General features: G+C 71.2%; 18 protein-coding genes. 8 read left to right on the top strand and 10 right to left on the bottom strand.

Features of this window, described 5'->3' with window-relative positions; all coding sequences use genetic code 11:
• Positions 1 to 7 precede the first annotated feature (7 nt).
• The 3 genes from OHS70_RS29765 to OHS70_RS29775 are packed head-to-tail and all read right to left on the bottom strand — an operon-like array spanning position 8 to position 2721.
• Positions 8 to 703, bottom strand: coding sequence for an ArsR/SmtB family transcription factor (locus OHS70_RS29765; RefSeq protein ID WP_328402401.1), 696 nt, complete (start codon positions 701 to 703; stop codon positions 8 to 10).
• An 18-nt stretch (positions 704 to 721) separates the two neighbouring features.
• A complete protein-coding gene (locus tag OHS70_RS29770) occupies positions 722 to 2077 on the bottom strand; it encodes a HEAT repeat domain-containing protein (RefSeq protein ID WP_328402403.1) in 1356 nt (451 codons plus the stop codon).
• Positions 2056 to 2721 carry a TetR/AcrR family transcriptional regulator gene (locus tag OHS70_RS29775; RefSeq protein ID WP_328402405.1) on the bottom strand — a complete coding sequence of 222 codons (666 nt, stop codon included), beginning with the start codon at positions 2719 to 2721 and terminating at the stop codon, positions 2056 to 2058. Before OHS70_RS29775 ends, OHS70_RS29770 begins: the two co-directional genes overlap by 22 nt.
• Before the next feature lie 65 nt (positions 2722 to 2786).
• Between OHS70_RS29775 and OHS70_RS29780 the strand changes: the two genes are divergently transcribed.
• From OHS70_RS29780 to OHS70_RS29790, 3 genes are all read left to right on the top strand, one after another.
• Positions 2787 to 3938, top strand: coding sequence for an acyl-CoA dehydrogenase family protein (locus OHS70_RS29780; protein WP_328402407.1), 1152 nt, complete (start codon positions 2787 to 2789; stop codon positions 3936 to 3938).
• Between the two features lie 73 nt (positions 3939 to 4011).
• Positions 4012 to 4299, top strand: coding sequence for a YiaA/YiaB family inner membrane protein (locus OHS70_RS29785; RefSeq protein ID WP_328402409.1), 288 nt, complete (start codon positions 4012 to 4014; stop codon positions 4297 to 4299).
• A gap of 64 nt (positions 4300 to 4363) precedes the next feature.
• Positions 4364 to 4990, top strand: a complete 627-nt coding sequence (locus tag OHS70_RS29790; RefSeq protein ID WP_328402411.1) for a TetR/AcrR family transcriptional regulator — start codon at positions 4364 to 4366, stop codon at positions 4988 to 4990.
• Here OHS70_RS29790 and OHS70_RS29795 read toward each other — a convergent pair.
• On the bottom strand, positions 4978 to 5439 hold the full coding sequence (locus OHS70_RS29795) for a MaoC family dehydratase (RefSeq protein ID WP_328402413.1): 462 nt from the start codon (positions 5437 to 5439) through the stop codon (positions 4978 to 4980). The two genes, OHS70_RS29790 and OHS70_RS29795, sit on opposite strands and share 13 nt — an antisense overlap.
• Before the next feature lie 109 nt (positions 5440 to 5548).
• Here OHS70_RS29795 and soxR point away from each other — a divergent pair, with 109 nt between their 5' ends.
• The gene (gene soxR, locus OHS70_RS29800; protein ID WP_328402415.1) at positions 5549 to 6028 is read left to right on the top strand and encodes a redox-sensitive transcriptional activator SoxR; all 480 of its coding nucleotides are present in this window, start codon (positions 5549 to 5551) and stop codon (positions 6026 to 6028) included.
• Positions 6029 to 6092: 64 nt separating this feature from the next.
• Here soxR and OHS70_RS29805 read toward each other — a convergent pair whose 3' ends face one another.
• The 3 genes from OHS70_RS29805 to OHS70_RS29815 form a co-directional block, all read right to left on the bottom strand.
• Positions 6093 to 7166, bottom strand: a complete 1074-nt coding sequence (locus tag OHS70_RS29805) for an RNA ligase (ATP) (protein ID WP_328402417.1) — start codon at positions 7164 to 7166, stop codon at positions 6093 to 6095.
• Positions 7167 to 7361: 195 nt separating this feature from the next.
• The gene (locus tag OHS70_RS29810; RefSeq protein ID WP_328402419.1) at positions 7362 to 7973 is read right to left on the bottom strand and encodes a hypothetical protein; all 612 of its coding nucleotides are present in this window, start codon (positions 7971 to 7973) and stop codon (positions 7362 to 7364) included.
• A gap of 114 nt (positions 7974 to 8087) precedes the next feature.
• Positions 8088 to 8690 (bottom strand): RBBP9/YdeN family alpha/beta hydrolase, encoded by a 603-nt coding sequence (locus OHS70_RS29815; RefSeq protein WP_328406010.1) that lies wholly within the window; start codon positions 8688 to 8690, stop codon positions 8088 to 8090.
• Between the two features lie 122 nt (positions 8691 to 8812).
• On the opposite strand from OHS70_RS29815, the gene OHS70_RS29820 reads away from it, so the two are divergent.
• Positions 8813 to 9760 (top strand): LysR family transcriptional regulator, encoded by a 948-nt coding sequence (locus OHS70_RS29820; RefSeq protein ID WP_328402421.1) that lies wholly within the window; start codon positions 8813 to 8815, stop codon positions 9758 to 9760.
• Positions 9761 to 9794: 34 nt separating this feature from the next.
• On the opposite strand, the gene OHS70_RS29825 is transcribed toward OHS70_RS29820, so the two are convergent.
• Positions 9795 to 11177 carry a serine-threonine protein kinase gene (locus OHS70_RS29825; protein ID WP_328402423.1) on the bottom strand — a complete coding sequence of 461 codons (1383 nt, stop codon included), beginning with the start codon at positions 11175 to 11177 and terminating at the stop codon, positions 9795 to 9797.
• A gap of 203 nt (positions 11178 to 11380) precedes the next feature.
• Positions 11381 to 12631, bottom strand: coding sequence for an exo-beta-N-acetylmuramidase NamZ family protein (locus OHS70_RS29830; protein ID WP_328402425.1), 1251 nt, complete (start codon positions 12629 to 12631; stop codon positions 11381 to 11383).
• Between the two features lie 223 nt (positions 12632 to 12854).
• Between OHS70_RS29830 and OHS70_RS29835 the strand changes: the two genes are divergently transcribed.
• The 3 genes from OHS70_RS29835 (at position 12855) to OHS70_RS29845 (ending at position 14611) form a co-directional block, all read left to right on the top strand.
• Positions 12855 to 13622, top strand: coding sequence for an SDR family oxidoreductase (locus OHS70_RS29835; protein WP_328402427.1), 768 nt, complete (start codon positions 12855 to 12857; stop codon positions 13620 to 13622).
• Positions 13619 to 13951: a hypothetical protein gene (locus tag OHS70_RS29840; RefSeq protein ID WP_328402429.1), complete on the top strand. Its 333-nt coding sequence runs from the start codon at positions 13619 to 13621 to the stop codon at positions 13949 to 13951. Before OHS70_RS29835 ends, OHS70_RS29840 begins: the two co-directional genes overlap by 4 nt.
• A 66-nt stretch (positions 13952 to 14017) precedes the next feature.
• Entirely contained in the window at positions 14018 to 14611 is a 594-nt protein-coding gene (locus tag OHS70_RS29845; RefSeq protein WP_328402431.1) for a TetR/AcrR family transcriptional regulator, read from the top strand.
• A 609-nt stretch (positions 14612 to 15220) separates the two neighbouring features.
• On the opposite strand, the gene OHS70_RS29850 is transcribed toward OHS70_RS29845, so the two are convergent.
• Entirely contained in the window at positions 15221 to 16432 is a 1212-nt protein-coding gene (locus tag OHS70_RS29850) for an acyl-CoA dehydrogenase family protein (protein ID WP_328402433.1), read from the bottom strand.
• Positions 16433 to 16437: the final 5 nt, after the last annotated feature.

Raw genomic sequence — 16437 nt, forward strand, 5'->3', positions numbered from 1 at the left:
TCGGTGCTCACCGAAATATTCCGGGCGCGATGCCCAGTAGCCGCGTCAGCGCCCGCTCTCCTTCCTCGGTCACCTTCACCGCGCGCTCCGAACCGATGCGTACGCACCAGCCCGCCTCCAGCGCATGCCGGCACAGCTGCGCCCCGGCGACCCCGGCCAGATGCGGGCGGCGCTCGGTCCGGTCCAGACAACTGCGCACAAGCGGCCGCCGTCCCTTGCGCTCCAGCTCGATCCCCAGCTCCTCGAACCAGGCGGCGCCCCGGCCGGTGAGCGCGAAGCCGGTGTCCTGGCTGAGCAGTCCGCGCTCGGTCATGGCCTGGGTGATCGTGGTCCCGAGCCGCCCGGCGAGATGGTCGTAGCAGGTGCGGCCACGGGCCATGGCGGAGGCGATGCCGGCCGACTTCAGCGAGTCCGGCCGCGGCGCCGGTCCGAGGGCTGCGTGGGCGGCCAGCTCCTCCACGAGCTGGGCGACGCCGTGATCGGCGAGCCGCACATAGCGGTGCCGGCCCTGGCGCTCCTCGGCGAGCAGGCCGCCGGCCACGAGCTTGCCCAGATGTTCGCTGGCGGTCGAGGGTGCGACGCCCGCGTACCTGGCGAGCTCGCCCGCGGTCCAGGCCCGCCCGTCCAGCAGCGCGAGACAGAAGGCGGCACGGGTCTCGTCGGCGAGCAGCGCCGCGAAGGCGGCAAGGTCTTTGGGTGCCATGCTCCCAGGATCGTGGAGTCACTGTTCGGCGTCCGCCGAAGCTTTTTCCCGCATGCGCCACTCGTAGCGCCAGACGGCGGAGCGCCGGTGATCGTCGTCGAAGGCGGGGTCGAGCGGGCCGATCCGGGCAAGCCCTTCCACGCAGCGGGGGTCGTTCCGCTCAGCCAGCCCGTGCACGGCCTCCAGGCGGATCAGCAGTTCCTCGTCGTCGAGCAGTACCGCGAGGGCCTCCGTCGCGGCGGGCGTGCGGTCCGGGGATGCGGCGAGCGCCGTAGCGGCGGCCCCTCGCACTCCGGCGTGCGGATCCCGGACCAGGGCGAGCAGCGCCGCGGAGACCTCGGGGGTGAGGTCGTGCCACGTGCCGAGTGCCGTGGCCACGCTGCCGCGGACCTCGGGGGAGGGGTCCCGCACGAGGCCGAGCAGCGCGGTCCTGCCCGTCGGCGTGAGGGGCGAGTCGTACGTGCCGAGGAGGTAGGGCACTTCGCTGCGCACGCGGGGGTCCGGATGGCCGAGGTACCCGAGCCCGACGGACTCCATGCCCGGGTGCTCGTATCCGCCGAAGACGTCGAGGACCTTCGCGAGGACGTCGACGTCCGTCTCCTCGGCCGCCCACGCCGCAAAGAGCTCGCTCTCCTCCTTGTCGTACGAGTGCCTGTCGCTGGCCCCCGCGAGCGATCGGATCCGCAGGAAATCGAGCACGAAACGGCGATGGGCCGGGTCGGGATGGTGTCGGAAGGCCGTCACGGCGAGCCAGGTCTCCTTGCTGCGCCGCTGGCTGAGAATCCACTTGGCCGACGACCAGTCCACATGGTCCTCATCGGGGTACTTCAGACCGCGGGCGACGAGCTCCTCGACGGGCGGCAGGACGCGGAAGGCCCACTCCAGTGAGGTCAGGAGGGCGCCGTGCCCGGCCCGCACGGTGAGTCCGCCGAGCGTGACCTGTTCGACGTGGTGGTACTCGTCGTCCTGGACCCGGACCGTTTCGGCGGGGCCCGTCGCCCCGGTACGGCGTCGCAGCTCCTCGGCTGCACCCGTCTCGTACCAGGTCCTGGCCAGGGTGAGGAGCCGTTCCCGGGCGGCCTCCGGCAGCCGTAGCCGGGGTTCACGCCCCAGTACGGTCGAGAAGATCGCCGGAGAACCGAGATCGACTGCCCGCAGCAACGGCGTGGTCCCGTCCGGCAGCGGCCTGTCGGGGTCCGCGCCGCCGTCCATCAGAGCTTCGGCGACCGGGTCGTCGTACGCAGCAACAGCGGTGCACAGCACCGGGAGACCGTCCGCGTCGAGCGCGTCCGGATCGGCGCCCTCTTCGAGCAGGGCCCGTACCGCATCGGCGTCCCCGCGCCGCACCGCCGCTATGAGCTCTGCGTCTCCCACTTCCCCCGTACCCCCGTCTCGTACTGCATCGTCAACCCGTCGAGCAGCGCGCGCAGCCCCGTCTCGAACGCCCCCTCGTCGACCTGCTCCTGATGGTCTGCCAGCAGGTGGGCCTGGCCCAGGTGAGGATAGTCGGCCGGGTCGTACGCCGCCGCGTCGTCGACGAAGCCGCGGGCGAAGGAGCCGAGTGCCGAGCCGGTGATGAAGTACCGCATCAGCGCACCGATGTACGTGGCCTGGGCTGGCGGCCAGCCCGCCCTGACCATCGCGCCGAAGACCGCGTCGGCCACCCGCAGACCCGCCGGGCGGCGGCCGGGGCCCTGGGCGAGGACGGGGACGATGTGCGGGTGGTCGGCCAGGGCGGCCCGGTAGGAGGCGGCCCAGTCGTGCAGTGCGGTGCGCCAGTCGCGGCCGTCGTGCTCGTCGAACATCGACAGATCGATCTGGGCGCTGACCGCGTCCGCGACGGCGTCGAGGATTTCGTCCTTGTTGCGGAAGTGGTTGTAGAGGGACGGCCCGCTGACGCCGAGCTCCGCGGCGAGCCGGCGGGTGGAGACCGCGTCCAGGCCTTCCGCGTCCACGAGTGCGCTCGCCGCGTCGACGATGCGATCTCGGCTGAGCAGGGGCTTGCGCGGTCGGGCCATGCGGCACATAGTAGGGCCTGCCGGAGAGAAACTAGCGGTGGTAGTTAAAAGTGGGAGAGGGTCGTATGAACCTGGAGCTCAGTGAGGAGCAGACGGCTGTCCGCCGGCTGGCCCGGGACTTCGTCGACCGTGAGATCGCCCCGCATGCCGCCGAGTGGGACCGTGCCGAGAGCGTCGACCGCTCGATCGTGAAGAAGCTCGGCGCCCTCGGGTTCCTCGGACTCACCATCGACGAGGAGTACGGCGGCTCGGGCGGCGACCACCTCGCGTACTGCCTGGTCACCGAGGAACTCGGCCGAGGTGACTCCTCGGTCCGCGGCATCGTCTCCGTGTCGCTGGGACTGGTGGCCAAGACCATCGCCGCCCACGGCAGCGAGGAGCACAAGCGCCACTGGCTGCCCCGGCTCACCTCCGGCGAGGCGCTCGGCTGCTTCGGGCTCACCGAGCCGGGTACCGGCTCCGACGCCGGAAACCTGAGCACCAGGGCCGTGCGCGACGGCGACGGATTCGTCGTCAACGGCTCCAAGATGTTCATCACCAACGGCACCTGGGCCGATGTGGTGCTCCTCCTCGCGCGGACCAACGACACCCCCGGTCACAAGGGCATCTCCGCCTTCCTGGTGCCCACGAGCGCCCCCGGACTCACTCGCCGCACCATTCACGGCAAGCTGGGCCTGCGCGGCCAGGCCACCGCCGAACTGGTCCTCGAGGACGTCCGTGTCCCGGCGTCCGCGATGCTGGGACCCGAGGGCAAGGGTTTCTCGATCGCCATGTCCGCCCTCGCCAAGGGCCGGATGTCGGTGGCGGCCGGCTGCGTCGGCATCGCCCAGGCGGCCCTGGACGCGGCCGTCGGCTATGCGGGCGAGCGGGAGCAGTTCGGCAGGTCCATCGCCCACTACCAGCTCGTCCAGGAGCTGCTCAGCGACATCGCGGTGGACGTGGACGCGGCCCGGCTGCTCACCTGGCGGGTCGCCGATCTGATCGACCGCGGCGAGGACTTCGCCACCGCTGCCTCCCAGGCGAAGCTGTTCGCCTCCGAGGCGGCCGTGCGCTGCGCCGGCAACGCCCTGCAGGTCTTCGGCGGCTACGGCTACACGGACGAGTTCCCGGTGGGCAAGCTGCTGCGCGATGCCCGGGTGATGACGCTGTACGAGGGCACCAGCCAGATCCAGAAGCTGATCATCGGCCGGGCCCTTACCGGGGTGTCCGCGTTCTGAGCCCCCGGTTTGAGTACCTCGGTGAGTACGAGCGCCCATCCCGGCGGTCGCCGTATCCCGCGAGGCTGTGCTCATGAGTGAGACACCGGTCAAGCAGCAGAACACAGCGGCGTACTACGGCCAGGCCGTCGCCTCCTTCGCGCTCGCGCTCGGAGCCGTCGCCCTCGGGATCTTCAACCTGGAGGCCGACGCATGGGTGCGTGCCTTCCTCGGTATTGCCGTCCTCTATCTCACGACCTCGGCCTTCACCCTCGCCAAGGTGGTCAGGGACCGGCAGGAGGCCGGGCAGATCGTCAGTCGCGTCGACCAGGCGCGGCTGGAGAAGCTGCTCGCCGAGCACGACCCGTTCCAGAAGCTGTAGGAAGATCTAAGCGCTCGCTCACCCTCGGGGTATGGTGTTCGTCCTGCCACGGAAGGGGCGAGCGATGAGTGCGGCGGACCTGACGCCCGACGAGGAAAAGCCATGGGACGAGGTCACCCCTGACGCTGCCCGAAAACTGCTCGTCGCCGCCGTCGAGGCGTTCGCCGAGCGCGGCTACCACGCGACCACGACCCGGGACATCGCCGGCCGCGCCGGAATGAGCCCCGCCGCGCTCTACATCCACTACAAGACCAAGGAAGAACTGCTCCACCGCATCAGCCGGATCGGGCACGACAAGGCCCTGGAGATTCTCGAGGCCGCGTACGAGGGCGAGGGCACACCGACCGAGCGTCTCGCCGACGCCGTGCGCTCCTTCGTCCGCTGGCACGCGGGGCGGCACACGACCGCGCGGGTGGTCCAGTACGAACTCGACGCGCTCGGTGAGGCCCACCGCACCGAGATCATGGAGCTGCGCCGGCAGAGCGACGCCGTGGTGCGCCGCATCCTGAACGAGGGCGTCGAGGCAGGGGAGTTCGACGTGCCCGACGTCCCCGGCACCACCGTCGCCGTGCTCTCGCTCTGCATCGACGTGGCGCGCTGGTTCAACGTCGCCGGCCGCCGCACGCCCGACGAGGTCGGCGCGCTCTACGCCGACCTCGTCCTGCGCATGGTGAGCGCTCAGAAGAAGTAGCGCGACACCGACTCCGCGACACACACCGGCTTGTCGCCGCCCTCGCGCTCGACCGTGACGAGGGCGGTCACCTGCACGCCGCCGCCCGCGTCCTCGACGCTCTGCAGCACCGCGGTGGCGCGCAGCCGTGAGCCCACGGGTACGGGGGCGGGGAAGCGCACCTTGTTGGCGCCGTAGTTGATGCCCATCTTCATGCCCTCGACCCGCAGCACCTGCGGCACCAGGGCCGGCAGCAGCGACAGCGTCAGATAGCCATGGGCGATCGTCGTGCCGAAGGGGCCGCTCGCCGCCCGCTCCGGATCGACATGGATCCACTGGTGGTCCCCGGTGGCGTCGGCGAACAGATCGATCCGCTTCTGGTCGACCTCCAGCCAGTCGCTGTACCCCAGCTGCTCGCCGACCCCGGCCCGCAGCTCGTCGGCGGAGGTGAAGATCCTCGGCTCTGCCATGTCCCTGGTCCCTGCCTCTCAAGCGTTTCGACGCTCCTGTCTAAGCGCTTGCTCAGCATGGTTCGACGGGCGCCCTCCTGTCAACGGACCACCCAGTAGGCTTCGAGGAGTGCCACAGATTCCCGAGAAGATCCACGAGCTCACGGTCGGGCAGCTCTCCGCGCGCAGCGGCGCCGCCGTGTCGGCCCTGCACTTCTACGAGTCCAAGGGCCTCATCAGCAGCCGCAGGACCAGCGGCAACCAGCGCCGCTACGGCAGGGACGCGCTGCGCCGTGTCGCCTTCGTACGCGCCGCCCAGCGGGTCGGCATCCCGCTTGCCACGATCCGCGACGCCCTCGCAGAACTGCCCGAGGAGCGTACGCCCGACCGCCAGGACTGGGCGCGGCTCTCCGAGGCGTGGCGGAGCGAACTCGACGAGCGGATCAGGCAGCTCGGCCGGCTCCGTGACCATCTGACCGACTGCATCGGGTGCGGCTGTCTCTCGCTGGAGACCTGCGTCCTGTCCAACCCGGACGACATCTTCGGTGAACGCCTGACGGGTTCGCGGCTGCTGCCGGAGCGCGGGCGGGCCGGGAAACGCGAATCCTGAGGCGCACGCGGGCACGCCGGTGGGCCCGGTCCGCGCGGAGCCGGGCCCACCGGCGGCCTACGGATCACTCGTACTCCGTACCGCCCTTGCGGGTCAGATACGCCGGGCTGACCGTCTTGGCGATCGCCCGGCCGCCGACGACCGGGCTGTAGCGCTCCACGGCCGGGCGGATCACCACACCCTCGCGGAGATGCAGCTCGCGGCCGGACACGGTCTCGCGGCCACTCGCGAGCTCGAGCACCTTGCCGATGTCGTACGGGCCCTCGTACAGCCGTGGCACCAGCGGGAGTTCACCCCCGAGGACCTCGGCCGCGTCCAGCCACCGGACCTGGCCGTCGATCTCGGCCGACACGTCGAACACGGCGTAGCCCAGGCTGTCCTCGGCACGTGCGTTCGCCCCGTACGCCAGGTCCTGGACGCCCGCGCCGTACACCTCCCCGAAGACGCCGACCCGGCTCGCCCCCAGCTTCTCGGCGAGCCGCGCCGCGACCGCCGGTACGTCCGCGCCCAGCACCGCGCGCCAGTACAGGTTGCGCGGGTCCTCTTGCAGGGCGAGCCCCTTGGCGCCGAATCCCTTCGACGAGACCTGCACCGAGCCGCCGTCGGCGACGCTGTAGGTCATCAGGCAGGCCGTGCCGTGCAGCTTCTCGGTGAGCACCACCGGCTCGCCCGGCTCGAAGATCGCCGGGTAGCGCTGGATGTTCTCGATGTCGACCCACGGCAGCAGATCGGGCGCACGCTCCACGTCCCCGGACATGGTGGGCGGGATGGGCGGCGACCATTTGGTGATCGACAGCCGCTCCGCGAAGTCCTCACCGTCGGCCGCAGCCCGCGCCAGGTCGACGTCCGCGAGCGCCCGCGGCCGGCACACGATGCCCTGCGACAGCTCACCCCGCAGCCGCACCGCCTTGACGCGGTCGGAGGCCTTGCCGGCGAGTCGTCCCGTCAGTCCCAGCTCCTCGACCAACTCCGCGGGAAGCACGGCCTGTTCCGGGATGTAGACGGCGAAGTCACCACTGCGGTAGGCGCCCTTGGCGACCACGGCTCGGTACAGACCGACCTGGGCCAGCTCGAGCGCATCGGCGTTGGGGTGCTCATGGACGGTCAGCGGTTCGGCGGTGACGCGCAGCGTCGACATGTCAGGCTCCTCGGTCGTGTTGCATCACGGCCAACTGTCGCGCGCCGAATCCCTTGGAGCCATCGAATTTGTCTCTGGTGACGTCCGCCCGCTTCGGGCCGAAACCACACGCCACTTCGGCCGGACGGCGCCACCCGCCGCCGGCCGCTCGCCACCGGAACGGTCCCGGGCCCCCGGCCCCCGGGACCGTACGCCTCACGCCACGGAGGCCAGCTCCCGGCGTCCCGCCCGCTTGGCGGCGGCCACGGCATCGGATGTCAGGACCGGCTGCGGTACCACGATGCCGCAGCCGGTGCAGACCGGCCCGAACCACGGTTCGTGCTCCAGGTCCTGACGCCACACGATGTGCGTGGTCGTGCACACCGGGCAGGCGGTACCGGGCTCGTCCTCCAGGGCGGCGATCAGCCTGCGCAGCACCTCACCGAGCGGCGCGGAGGGATGGGCCTGTGGGGTGTCGCAGCGTGCGACGCCGTTTCCGCCCCAGGTCCGCCGGTGCCAGTCGTCGATGTGTCCGGGCCGCCGAAGCCCCTCGTGCTTCTCCCGTTTGCGGCGGTCCGCGAAGTTCTCCTCGTACGCGAGCCAGACGGCCCGCGCCTCCTCCAACTCCTCGAGCGCGGCCACCAGCCGCGCCGGATCGGGGGCCCTGTCCTCGGGTTCGATCCTGTGCCTTGCGCACAGGTGGTCCCAGGTCGCCCGGTGCCCATAAGGCGCAAACCGCTCCAGGCACTTGCGCAGTGAGTAGCGCCGTAGCGCCAGGTCACACCGCGCATCGCGCACCTGTCTCGCAAGACTCCGGAAACCGGCCATCGCACTGCCACCTCCGTCGCTGGTACATCGGCGTCGTTGAATGGACGTACGGGTGCCCGATCCGGCTCCATCGAAAATCCGATGGAGCCCATCAGCCGGGCAGCTGTCCTGAACTCATCCGTTCCGCGCGCGTACCCGTGCGGCAGGATCGAGACACCAGCCGAGGACCGACGGCCAGGGTCCGTAGCCCGCGTCCAGGTCCAGATGGGCGCCGCCGGGTACGACGTCGGTGGCGAGACCGAGCGGCCGGCCGTACAGCTCGGCCGCGCCGCCCGGACAGTACGGGTCGTCGTCCCCGGCCACCAGACGTGTGCTGCCCGCGGCGGCGCCGACCTGCGCACGGGTGGCACGGGGCCCGCCGAAGCCGGCGACTTCCTCGTACCCGGCGATCACCTCGCCGGACGGCGGTGCGACCAGCAGCACCCGGTCGGCCCGGGCGCCTGCGCGGGCAACGGCGTGCAGCCACAGCAGAACGGCCAGACTGTGACAGATCACCACCCGCTCGCGTGCCCGGGTGTCCCGCTGGGCTTCGAGGAGGGTGCCCAGCCGGCCGAGCCACGCCTGAAGGTCCGGACGGTCGGGGTCCGGAAGCTGCGGGTAGGTCACGTGGTGGCCGCGGCCTGCCAGTTCGCCCGCCAGCCAGTGCTGCCAGTGGCCCGCCGGGCGCCGGTTCTGCCAGCCGTGAAGGATCAGGAAGGCACATGGGGCCGAGTGCATGGCCGGGGACGCGGTCGATGCCGCGGCCGTGGCCAGGGACGTGGTCGTCGGTCTGGTCGTGTTCATGGTCACGGTTGCGATCCTCGGCCACTCCATTCAGCAGGTCCAGTTAATGTTTCTGGATGGAACAGGTAAGCGCAGCCTTCAGTATTGATCTGCGCCGTCTCGGCGCCCTGCGCGAGCTGGACCGCCGGGGCAGTCTGGCCAGGACCGCGCAGGCCCTGCATCTCACGCCCTCCGCGGTGTCGCAGCAACTGGCGGCGCTCTCCCGGGAGCTGGGCGTGCCGCTGATCGAGCGGCAGGGGCGCGGTGTCCGGCTCACCGGACAGGCGCGGATCGTGCTGCAGCACGCGGACGTCATCGCCGCGCAGCTGGAACGGGTACGCGCCGACCTCGCGGCGTGGGGTCATGGACGGCGCGGTGAGGTGACCGTCGGGGCCTTCTCGAGCGCTGTCTCGGGGCTGCTGCCCGCCGCCCTCACCGCCTTGGCGCACGCACGCCCCGACATCGGCATCGCGGTGGTGGAGGCCGAACCGCCGGACCTGTTCACGCGGCTCGACGCGGGCGAGATCGACGTGGCCGTCGCCGTGGACTTCGCCGAGGCGCCCGCGTTCACCGACCGCCGCTACGTGCGGACCGACCTGCTCACCGACATCCTCGACGTGGCGCTGCCCGCCGGGCACCGCCTCGCTGCTTCGGACCGGGTTCCGCTGCGGGAGCTTGCCGGCGACCCGTGGATCGTCGGGGACGCGCGCAGTTGCTGCGGTGCGGTGACCCGATCCGTCTGCGCGGCCGGCGGCTTCACCCCGGAGATCCGTCACGCCGTCAACGACTGGCAGGCACTCGCCTGCCTCGTCGAGGCAGGGGCAGGTGTCGCGCTGGTGCCTCGCCTGGTGCAGCCGCTCCACCGCCCCGGCCTGGTGCTGCGGGCCCCCACCGGGGAAGCGCCCGTCCGTCATGTCTTCGCCGCCGTCCGGGCGGGCGCCGAGCACGACCCGGTGCTGACAGCGGTCCTTCAGCACCTGCGCACGGCCGCCGCTCCCGCGCCTGTGGCGACACGGAAAGGCTGACGCATCTCGCGGCCCACGCTCCGACGGGCGCTCATCAGCGCCCGATGCGGCCCGCGGCCAGCACCACCCGCGCCAGCTCCTCGTGGCAGATGTCGCTGTGCGCGCCTGACGGCGGCCCTCCGCGCCGCACCACGGAGGCGGCGTCCACGCTCACACAGCCCCTGAGGGGCACCCCGTCACGCAGAGCCTCCTCCAGCGTCAGCCGCCGCGCCCCGGCGACGGCCTGTATGCCGTCGTGGCCCATGGCCCACCAACGCCGGTCGAGCCCCACCGCGGTCGCCGAGTCACCGGCCAGGCTGGAGGCGAGCGGATAGATCACCCCCAGGGCGCTGTCATGCCGTGAGTAGCAGGCGACCACCGGCCCGTCGACCCGGTGCTGCAGCGCGGCGAGCGCACCCGCGCTGTGCGGCGCGTGCGGCAGGCTCGTCGCGAACGCGTAGTGGGAGAAAGCTCCCTGAAGCAGCGTCACCGATTTCACGTTGTGCGCGCCTTCGGGCAGCCCGCGCAGGGCGAAGGCGACCAGCCGCGCCCCCTGGCTGTGCCCCACCAGATGCACCCGCATCCCGGGGGAGGACCGGGAGAGCCGACCGAGCAGCGGGCCGAGGCCCAGCTCGCCGACCGTGCCGGCCCGACGCTTCATCGCGTAGTACGTCGTCTGCCGCAGCAGTTCCTTGGCGCCCTTCCAGGCCCCCGTCACTCCGCCGCCGAGCCGGCTGCCCAAGCCGCCGAGGCCTCCGAGGCCCAGTGACGGCGACCGGGCATCGAGGGCAGCCGCGAACCGTGTGCACAGGGTGAGCGGGTCCTCGAACAGGACCGCCGGCGGGCTCTGCTCGTCGTGCGGCAGATCGTCCGCGAAGCACGATTCGAGTCCTCCGGCCGGAACCGCCGCCAACTCACGGGCCAGCGAACCGAATTCGGCGAACGCAGTCTGAGAATCAGGCTGCTCGTCCAGGAGTACGGTCAGCCGGTCCAGGGTTGTCCGGTGTCCCGGGAACAGCCCGGCCAGCACGTCCCGCGTCGTCTTGTCCAGGCCCTGCCACGCTCCGGACGCCGCCCCCGGACCCGGCGGTACGGCCGCCACCGCGGCCGACGGCTCGAAGTCGGGGATCGGCTCGTCCGTGAACCGCATCGAGGGCCAGACGATCCCCGCGTACCCGAGCCGCACTCCCGGCCTGCCGGCCAGCAGCCGCGGGAAGGGCGCGAAGAACGCCGAGTACAACCGGGCGGCGACGGAAGGTGAGTTGTTCCAGCCGTGCGCGAACATCACCAGATCGGTGACATCCAGCCCCCGCATCCCGTCAGGCGCGCCGCCGCGCATATCGCCGTCCGCGTCGAAGGTGATCTCCCGATACGGTTCCACGCCCGTCACCGCCATGACCGGCCCCCTCCCCAGCGCGCTCTGCCGCAGCAACAGCATGCTGCGCAAGGGAAGAAACGGCCATACCTCGCGAAGCCCCGATACGGTCCACCAAGGTGCGTATGCGGATCTCCGTCCGCAACGGCGGGCAGGTGGTACGGACCCCTTCGCCGAAGGCGACGACGCCGGCGGCCGCGCGGCCGCCGGCCCGGACGGCGTGCCGTGCCCCGGTAGCGGGCCCGCCGGATCCGCGCGTGATGACCTCACCGGTGGCGGAGGTACTCCCGCCGCATCGCCCGGAACGCCGCCAGCTCGTCCTGCCAGGCCCCCACCACCTCGTCGGTGCCGGCGCCCGCGTCGATCAGCGTGCGGACCTTCGCCGAACCGCTCAGCTTGTCGATCCAGTTGTCCGCACGCCAGGCGAAGCCGCTCCAGCTGCGCCTGGCGGTCACCAGCAGCCCGATGCCGGTGCGCACCGGGTCGTACGACTCCCGGTCGTGGACATGCAGTTGGACGCCGCCGATCGTCTTGCCCTGCCACTTGGAGAACGTCGGGGCGAAGTACGCCTCCCGGAAGCGCACCCCCGGCAGGCCGAGTGCGTTCGCGGCATCGGCCCAGGCCGGCCCGATGCCCTCGGCGCCCAGCAGTTCGAACGGCCGGGTCGTGCCCCGCCCTTCGGAGAGATTCGTGCCCTCGAACAGGCAGGTGCCCGAGTAGACCAGCGCCGTCTCGGGGGTCGGCATGTTGGGGCTCGGAGGGACCCAGGGCAGTCCCGTGCTGTCGTAGAAGTCGCTTCGCCGCCAGCCCGTCATGGCAATGGTCTCCAGCTCCACGGGCCGGGTCAGGAACTCCCCGTTGAACAGCAGCGCCAGCTCCGCGACCGTCATCCCGTGCGCCTGCGAAATCGGCTCGCGGCCCACGAAGGTCGCGAACGCCTTGTCCAGCACCGGGCCGAGGGCTGCCCGGCCCGTCACCGGATTGGGGCGGTCGAGCACGACGAAGCGCTTGCCCGCGAGCTCGGCCGCCTGCATGCAGTCGAAGAGCGTCCAGATGTACGTGTAGAAGCGGGCTCCGACGTCCTGGATGTCGAAGACGACGGTGTCCACGCCCGAGGCGGTGAAGATGTCGGCGAGCGGCTGCCCGCTCTTGAGATACGTGTCGTAGACCGGCAGTCCGGTCGCCGGGTCGTCGTAGCGGCCTTCGGAGCCCCCCGCCTGCGCGGTGCCGCGGAAGCCGTGCTCGGGGCCGAAGACCGCCACCAGGTTCACCCGGTCGTCGGCGTGCATGACATCCACGATGTGCCGTACGTCCCGGGTGATGCCCGTCGGATTGGTGACCACGCCGACCCGTTCGCCGGCGAGGGCCGCATAGCCGCCGGCGGCCAGCCGTTCGAAGCCGGTACGGATCCGGTGCCGGTCCTGGTGGGCCGCCGCCGCGGGCGCGGCACCCGCCGTCGCGGCAAGCGCTCCCACCGCACTTCCGGCGGCCAGCAAACCCCGTCTGGACAAGCTCATCGAGCCACCTCCGTGATCGCCGTCTGTCATGGGCACGCACGCTACGCGCTCCTCATGCCCCTGGGGAGCGCTGTGAACGCGCTTTCTTCTCAGGTTCGCCCGGACCGACGCAGGGGCCTCTTCCCCAGCTACATACCGACTGGTTAGTCTGCTCCTGGACAGGTGCGGACGGACGGCCCGGACGGTCGCCGCCGACGGTCGACGCGCAGGAAGGCGGAGCTTGATGAGTACCGTGCAGGGTGCGGGAGTTGTGGTCACGGGCGCCGGCGGTGGCATCGGCGCCGCGCTGGCCCGCAGGTTCGCCGCCGAGGGTGCCCGGGTCGTGGTCAACGACATCGACTCCGGCAGGGCCAAGGAGGTCGCGGACGAGATCGGCGGACACGCCGTGCCCGGCGACGCCTCGCAGATCGTGGACGAGGCGCGCGACGCACTCGACGGCGTCGTCGACATCTACTGCGCCAACGCCGGCCTCGGCTCGCCCGGTGACGCGTTCGCCGACGAGGACATCTGGGCCTCGGCCTGGGACGTCAACGTGATGGCACACGTACGCGCGAGCCGCGCACTGCTGCCCGACTGGCTGGAGCGCGGCAGTGGCCGCTTCGTGTCCACCGTGTCCGCCGCCGGCCTGCTCACCATGATCGGCGCCGCCCCGTACAGCGTCACCAAGCACGGGGTGCTGGCCTACGCGGAGTGGCTCTCGCTCACCTACCGCCACCGCGGCATCAAGGTGCACGCGATCTGCCCGCAGGGCGTGCGCACCGACATGCTCGCCGCGACCGGATCGGCCGGCGACCTCGTCCTCCAGCCGACCGCGATCGAACCCGAGGACGTGGCCGAAGCACTCTTCGACGCGATGGCCGCCGACCGCTTCCTGGTGCTGCCGCACCCCGAGGTCGCCGGCTACTACCAGGCGCGCGCCACCGAACCGGACCGCTGGCTGACCAACATGAACCACCTCCAGCAGAAGTGGGAGGAGATGAGGCGCCGGTGAGCTCCGTCCACTCGGCCGAACGAGCGCCCGCGCACTGGGCACCCGCCTCCTTCGAGCGGTGGCCGGCCTGCCCCGAGGACATGCTTCTCGCGCACCCGTCCGCGCGCGAGGCGGCCGTCGTCGGTATTCCGGCCAACTGCTGTGCGCAGACCTTCACGGCGTATGCCGGCACCCGGCCGGGAGCCGTCGTGGAGCCCGCGTGCTCCTGCGCGTACTGTGCCGAGCAGCCCGCCGCCCGTACAAATCCACGGCAAGGGGAGATCCTGCCCGATCTGCCGGAGGCGACGAGTGGGAAGATCCTCGGGCGGGAACCGCGTTCGCGGCTGTAGAACTCTTCAACAGGCGCAGAACTTTTCAAGACACATGAGGAAACGAGCGAAAGGCGGGTGGCGGCAATGGCCAGGACGACGGACGGGGACGGCACCCCCGTCCCGCAGAGGCTGCTGGCCGCCGCCACCCGGCTGTTCGCGGAGCGCGGCTACGACCGTACGTCGGTGCAGGAGATCGTCGAGGCGGCCGGCGTCACCAAAGGCGCTCTGTACCACTACTTCGGCTCCAAGGAGGACCTCCTCCAGGAGGTCTACGCCCGCGTGCTGCGTGTCCAGCAGGAGCGGCTCGACGCCTACGCGAACGCCGACGAGCCCATCGAGGTACGGCTGCGCGCGGCGGCCGCGGACGTCGTCGTGACGACGATCGACAACCTGGACGACGCCGCGATCTTCTTCCGCTCCATGCACCATCTGAGCCCGGAGAAGCACAAGCAGGTGCGCGCCGAGCGCCGTCGCTACCACGAGCGCTTCCGTGCGCTGGTGGAGGAGGGGCAGCAGGGCGGGGTCTTCTCCTCGGCCACCCCCGCCGACCTGGTGGTGGACTACCACTTCGGCTCCGTCCACCACCTGTCGACCTGGTACCGTCCCGACGGCCCGATGACCAAGCAGCAGGTCGCCGACCACCTCGCCGACCTGCTGCTGCGTGCGTTGCGCCCGTAGGCGAAGCCTTCCGTTCGACCAAGGGCGGTACGCGATCCACCATGGACTCATGGATCGCGTACCGCCCTTGTGGTCCGCGGCCTGCTGTTCACGCCGGCCGTCCGTGCGGCTCCTGGCGAGGCTCGTGCTCCGAGCGGGCGAACTGGTCCGCGAGCTCGCACGCGCGGACCACACGCCCTTCGGCGGGTACTAGGCCCTGTCCGGGCGATCTTGTCGGGCCTGCGACGCTCCCCCAGAGCTTCTCCCCAGGACTCCGTCCGGGGGACCCCCAGGAGGTACCCCCAGCTACGGCACCTCGCTGTGTTGTCGGAGTCACCCAAGTACGTCCAGTACGAGGGCGACCCTCCGCCTTGCGATGTGTCCCCTCGGCCCTGGCGGGCCTGGGGAGGCCCCATGCCTCGGCCCTGGCGGGCCTGGGGAGGCCCCATGCCTCGGCCCTGGCGGGCCTGGGGAGGCCCCATGCCTCGGCCCTGGCGGGACCCCATGCATCTGACGCCGCAGGCTGATCCTCGAAGATCGCTCGGACAGGGCCTAGTGCCCTGACCGGCTGACTTTCCCCTGCCGGTCAGGGCGGCAGGACAGCGCGGCCCGGCGGCCGCGCACCCGCGGCTACATGTACTTCTTCAGCTCGCGCCGGGCCAGCGAACGCTGGTGCACCTCGTCCGGGCCGTCGGCCAGCATGAGCGTGCGCGCGCCGGCCCACAGCTCGGCAAGCGGGAAGTCCTGGCTGACACCGCCTGCGCCGTGCACCTGCACCGCCTTGTCGAGGATGCCCACGACCGCCCGCGGCGTGGCGATCTTGATGGCCTGGATCTCGGTGTGCGCGCCCCGGTTGCCGACCGTGTCCATCAGCCAGGCGGTCTTGAGCACGAGCAGCCGCAGCTGCTCCACGGTGACGCGGGCATCCGCGATCCAGTTCTGCACCACGCCCTGCTGGGCGATCGTCTTGCCGAAGGCCTCCCGGGACACGGCCCGCCGGCACATCAGCTCGATCGCGCGCTCGGCCATGCCGATCAGGCGCATGCAGTGGTGGATACGGCCCGGTCCGAGGCGCGCCTGGGCGATGGCGAAGCCTCCGCCCTCCTCGCCGATCAGGTTCGACGCGGGCACCCGCACATCGGTGAAGACGACCTCGGCGTGGCCGCCGTGGGCATGGTCCTCGTAGCCGTACACCTGCATGGCGCGGCGCACCTCGAGCCCCGGTGTGTCGCGCGGCACGAGGATCATCGACTGCTGGCGGCGTACGTCGGCCTCGGGGTCCGTCTTGCCCATGACGATGAAGATCTGACAGTCCGGGTTCATCGCGCCGGAGATGTACCACTTGCGGCCGTTGATGACGTAGTCGTCGCCGTCCCGCTCGATCCGGGTGCGGATGTTGGTGGCGTCGGACGAGGCGACCTCGGGCTCGGTCATCGCGAACGCCGAACGGATCTCACCCGCGAGCAGCGGCTCCAGCCACTGCTTCTTCTGCTCGTCGGTGCCGAACTGCGCCAGCACCTCCATGTTCCCGGTGTCCGGGGCCGCGCAGTTCAGCGCGGTGGGGGCCAGGTGAGGGCTGCGGCCGGTGATCTCGGCGAGCGGCGCGTACTGGAGGTTCGTCAGTCCGGCGCCGTGCTCGGCGTCGGGGAGGAAGAGGTTCCACAGTCCCTGCCTGCGCGCCTCGGCCTTGAGCTCGCCGAAGATCGCCGGGGTGTCCCACGGCGAGGCGAGCTGTGCGCGCTGCTCGTGCTCGATCGGCTCGGCGGGATAGACGTACTCGTCCATGAAGGCGAGCAGCTTGGCCCGGAGTTCTTCGGTGCGCACGTCGAATGCGAAGTCCATGAGGA

The organism is Streptomyces sp. NBC_00390 (assembly GCF_036057275.1).
GTDB lineage: Bacteria > Actinomycetota > Actinomycetes > Streptomycetales > Streptomycetaceae > Streptomyces.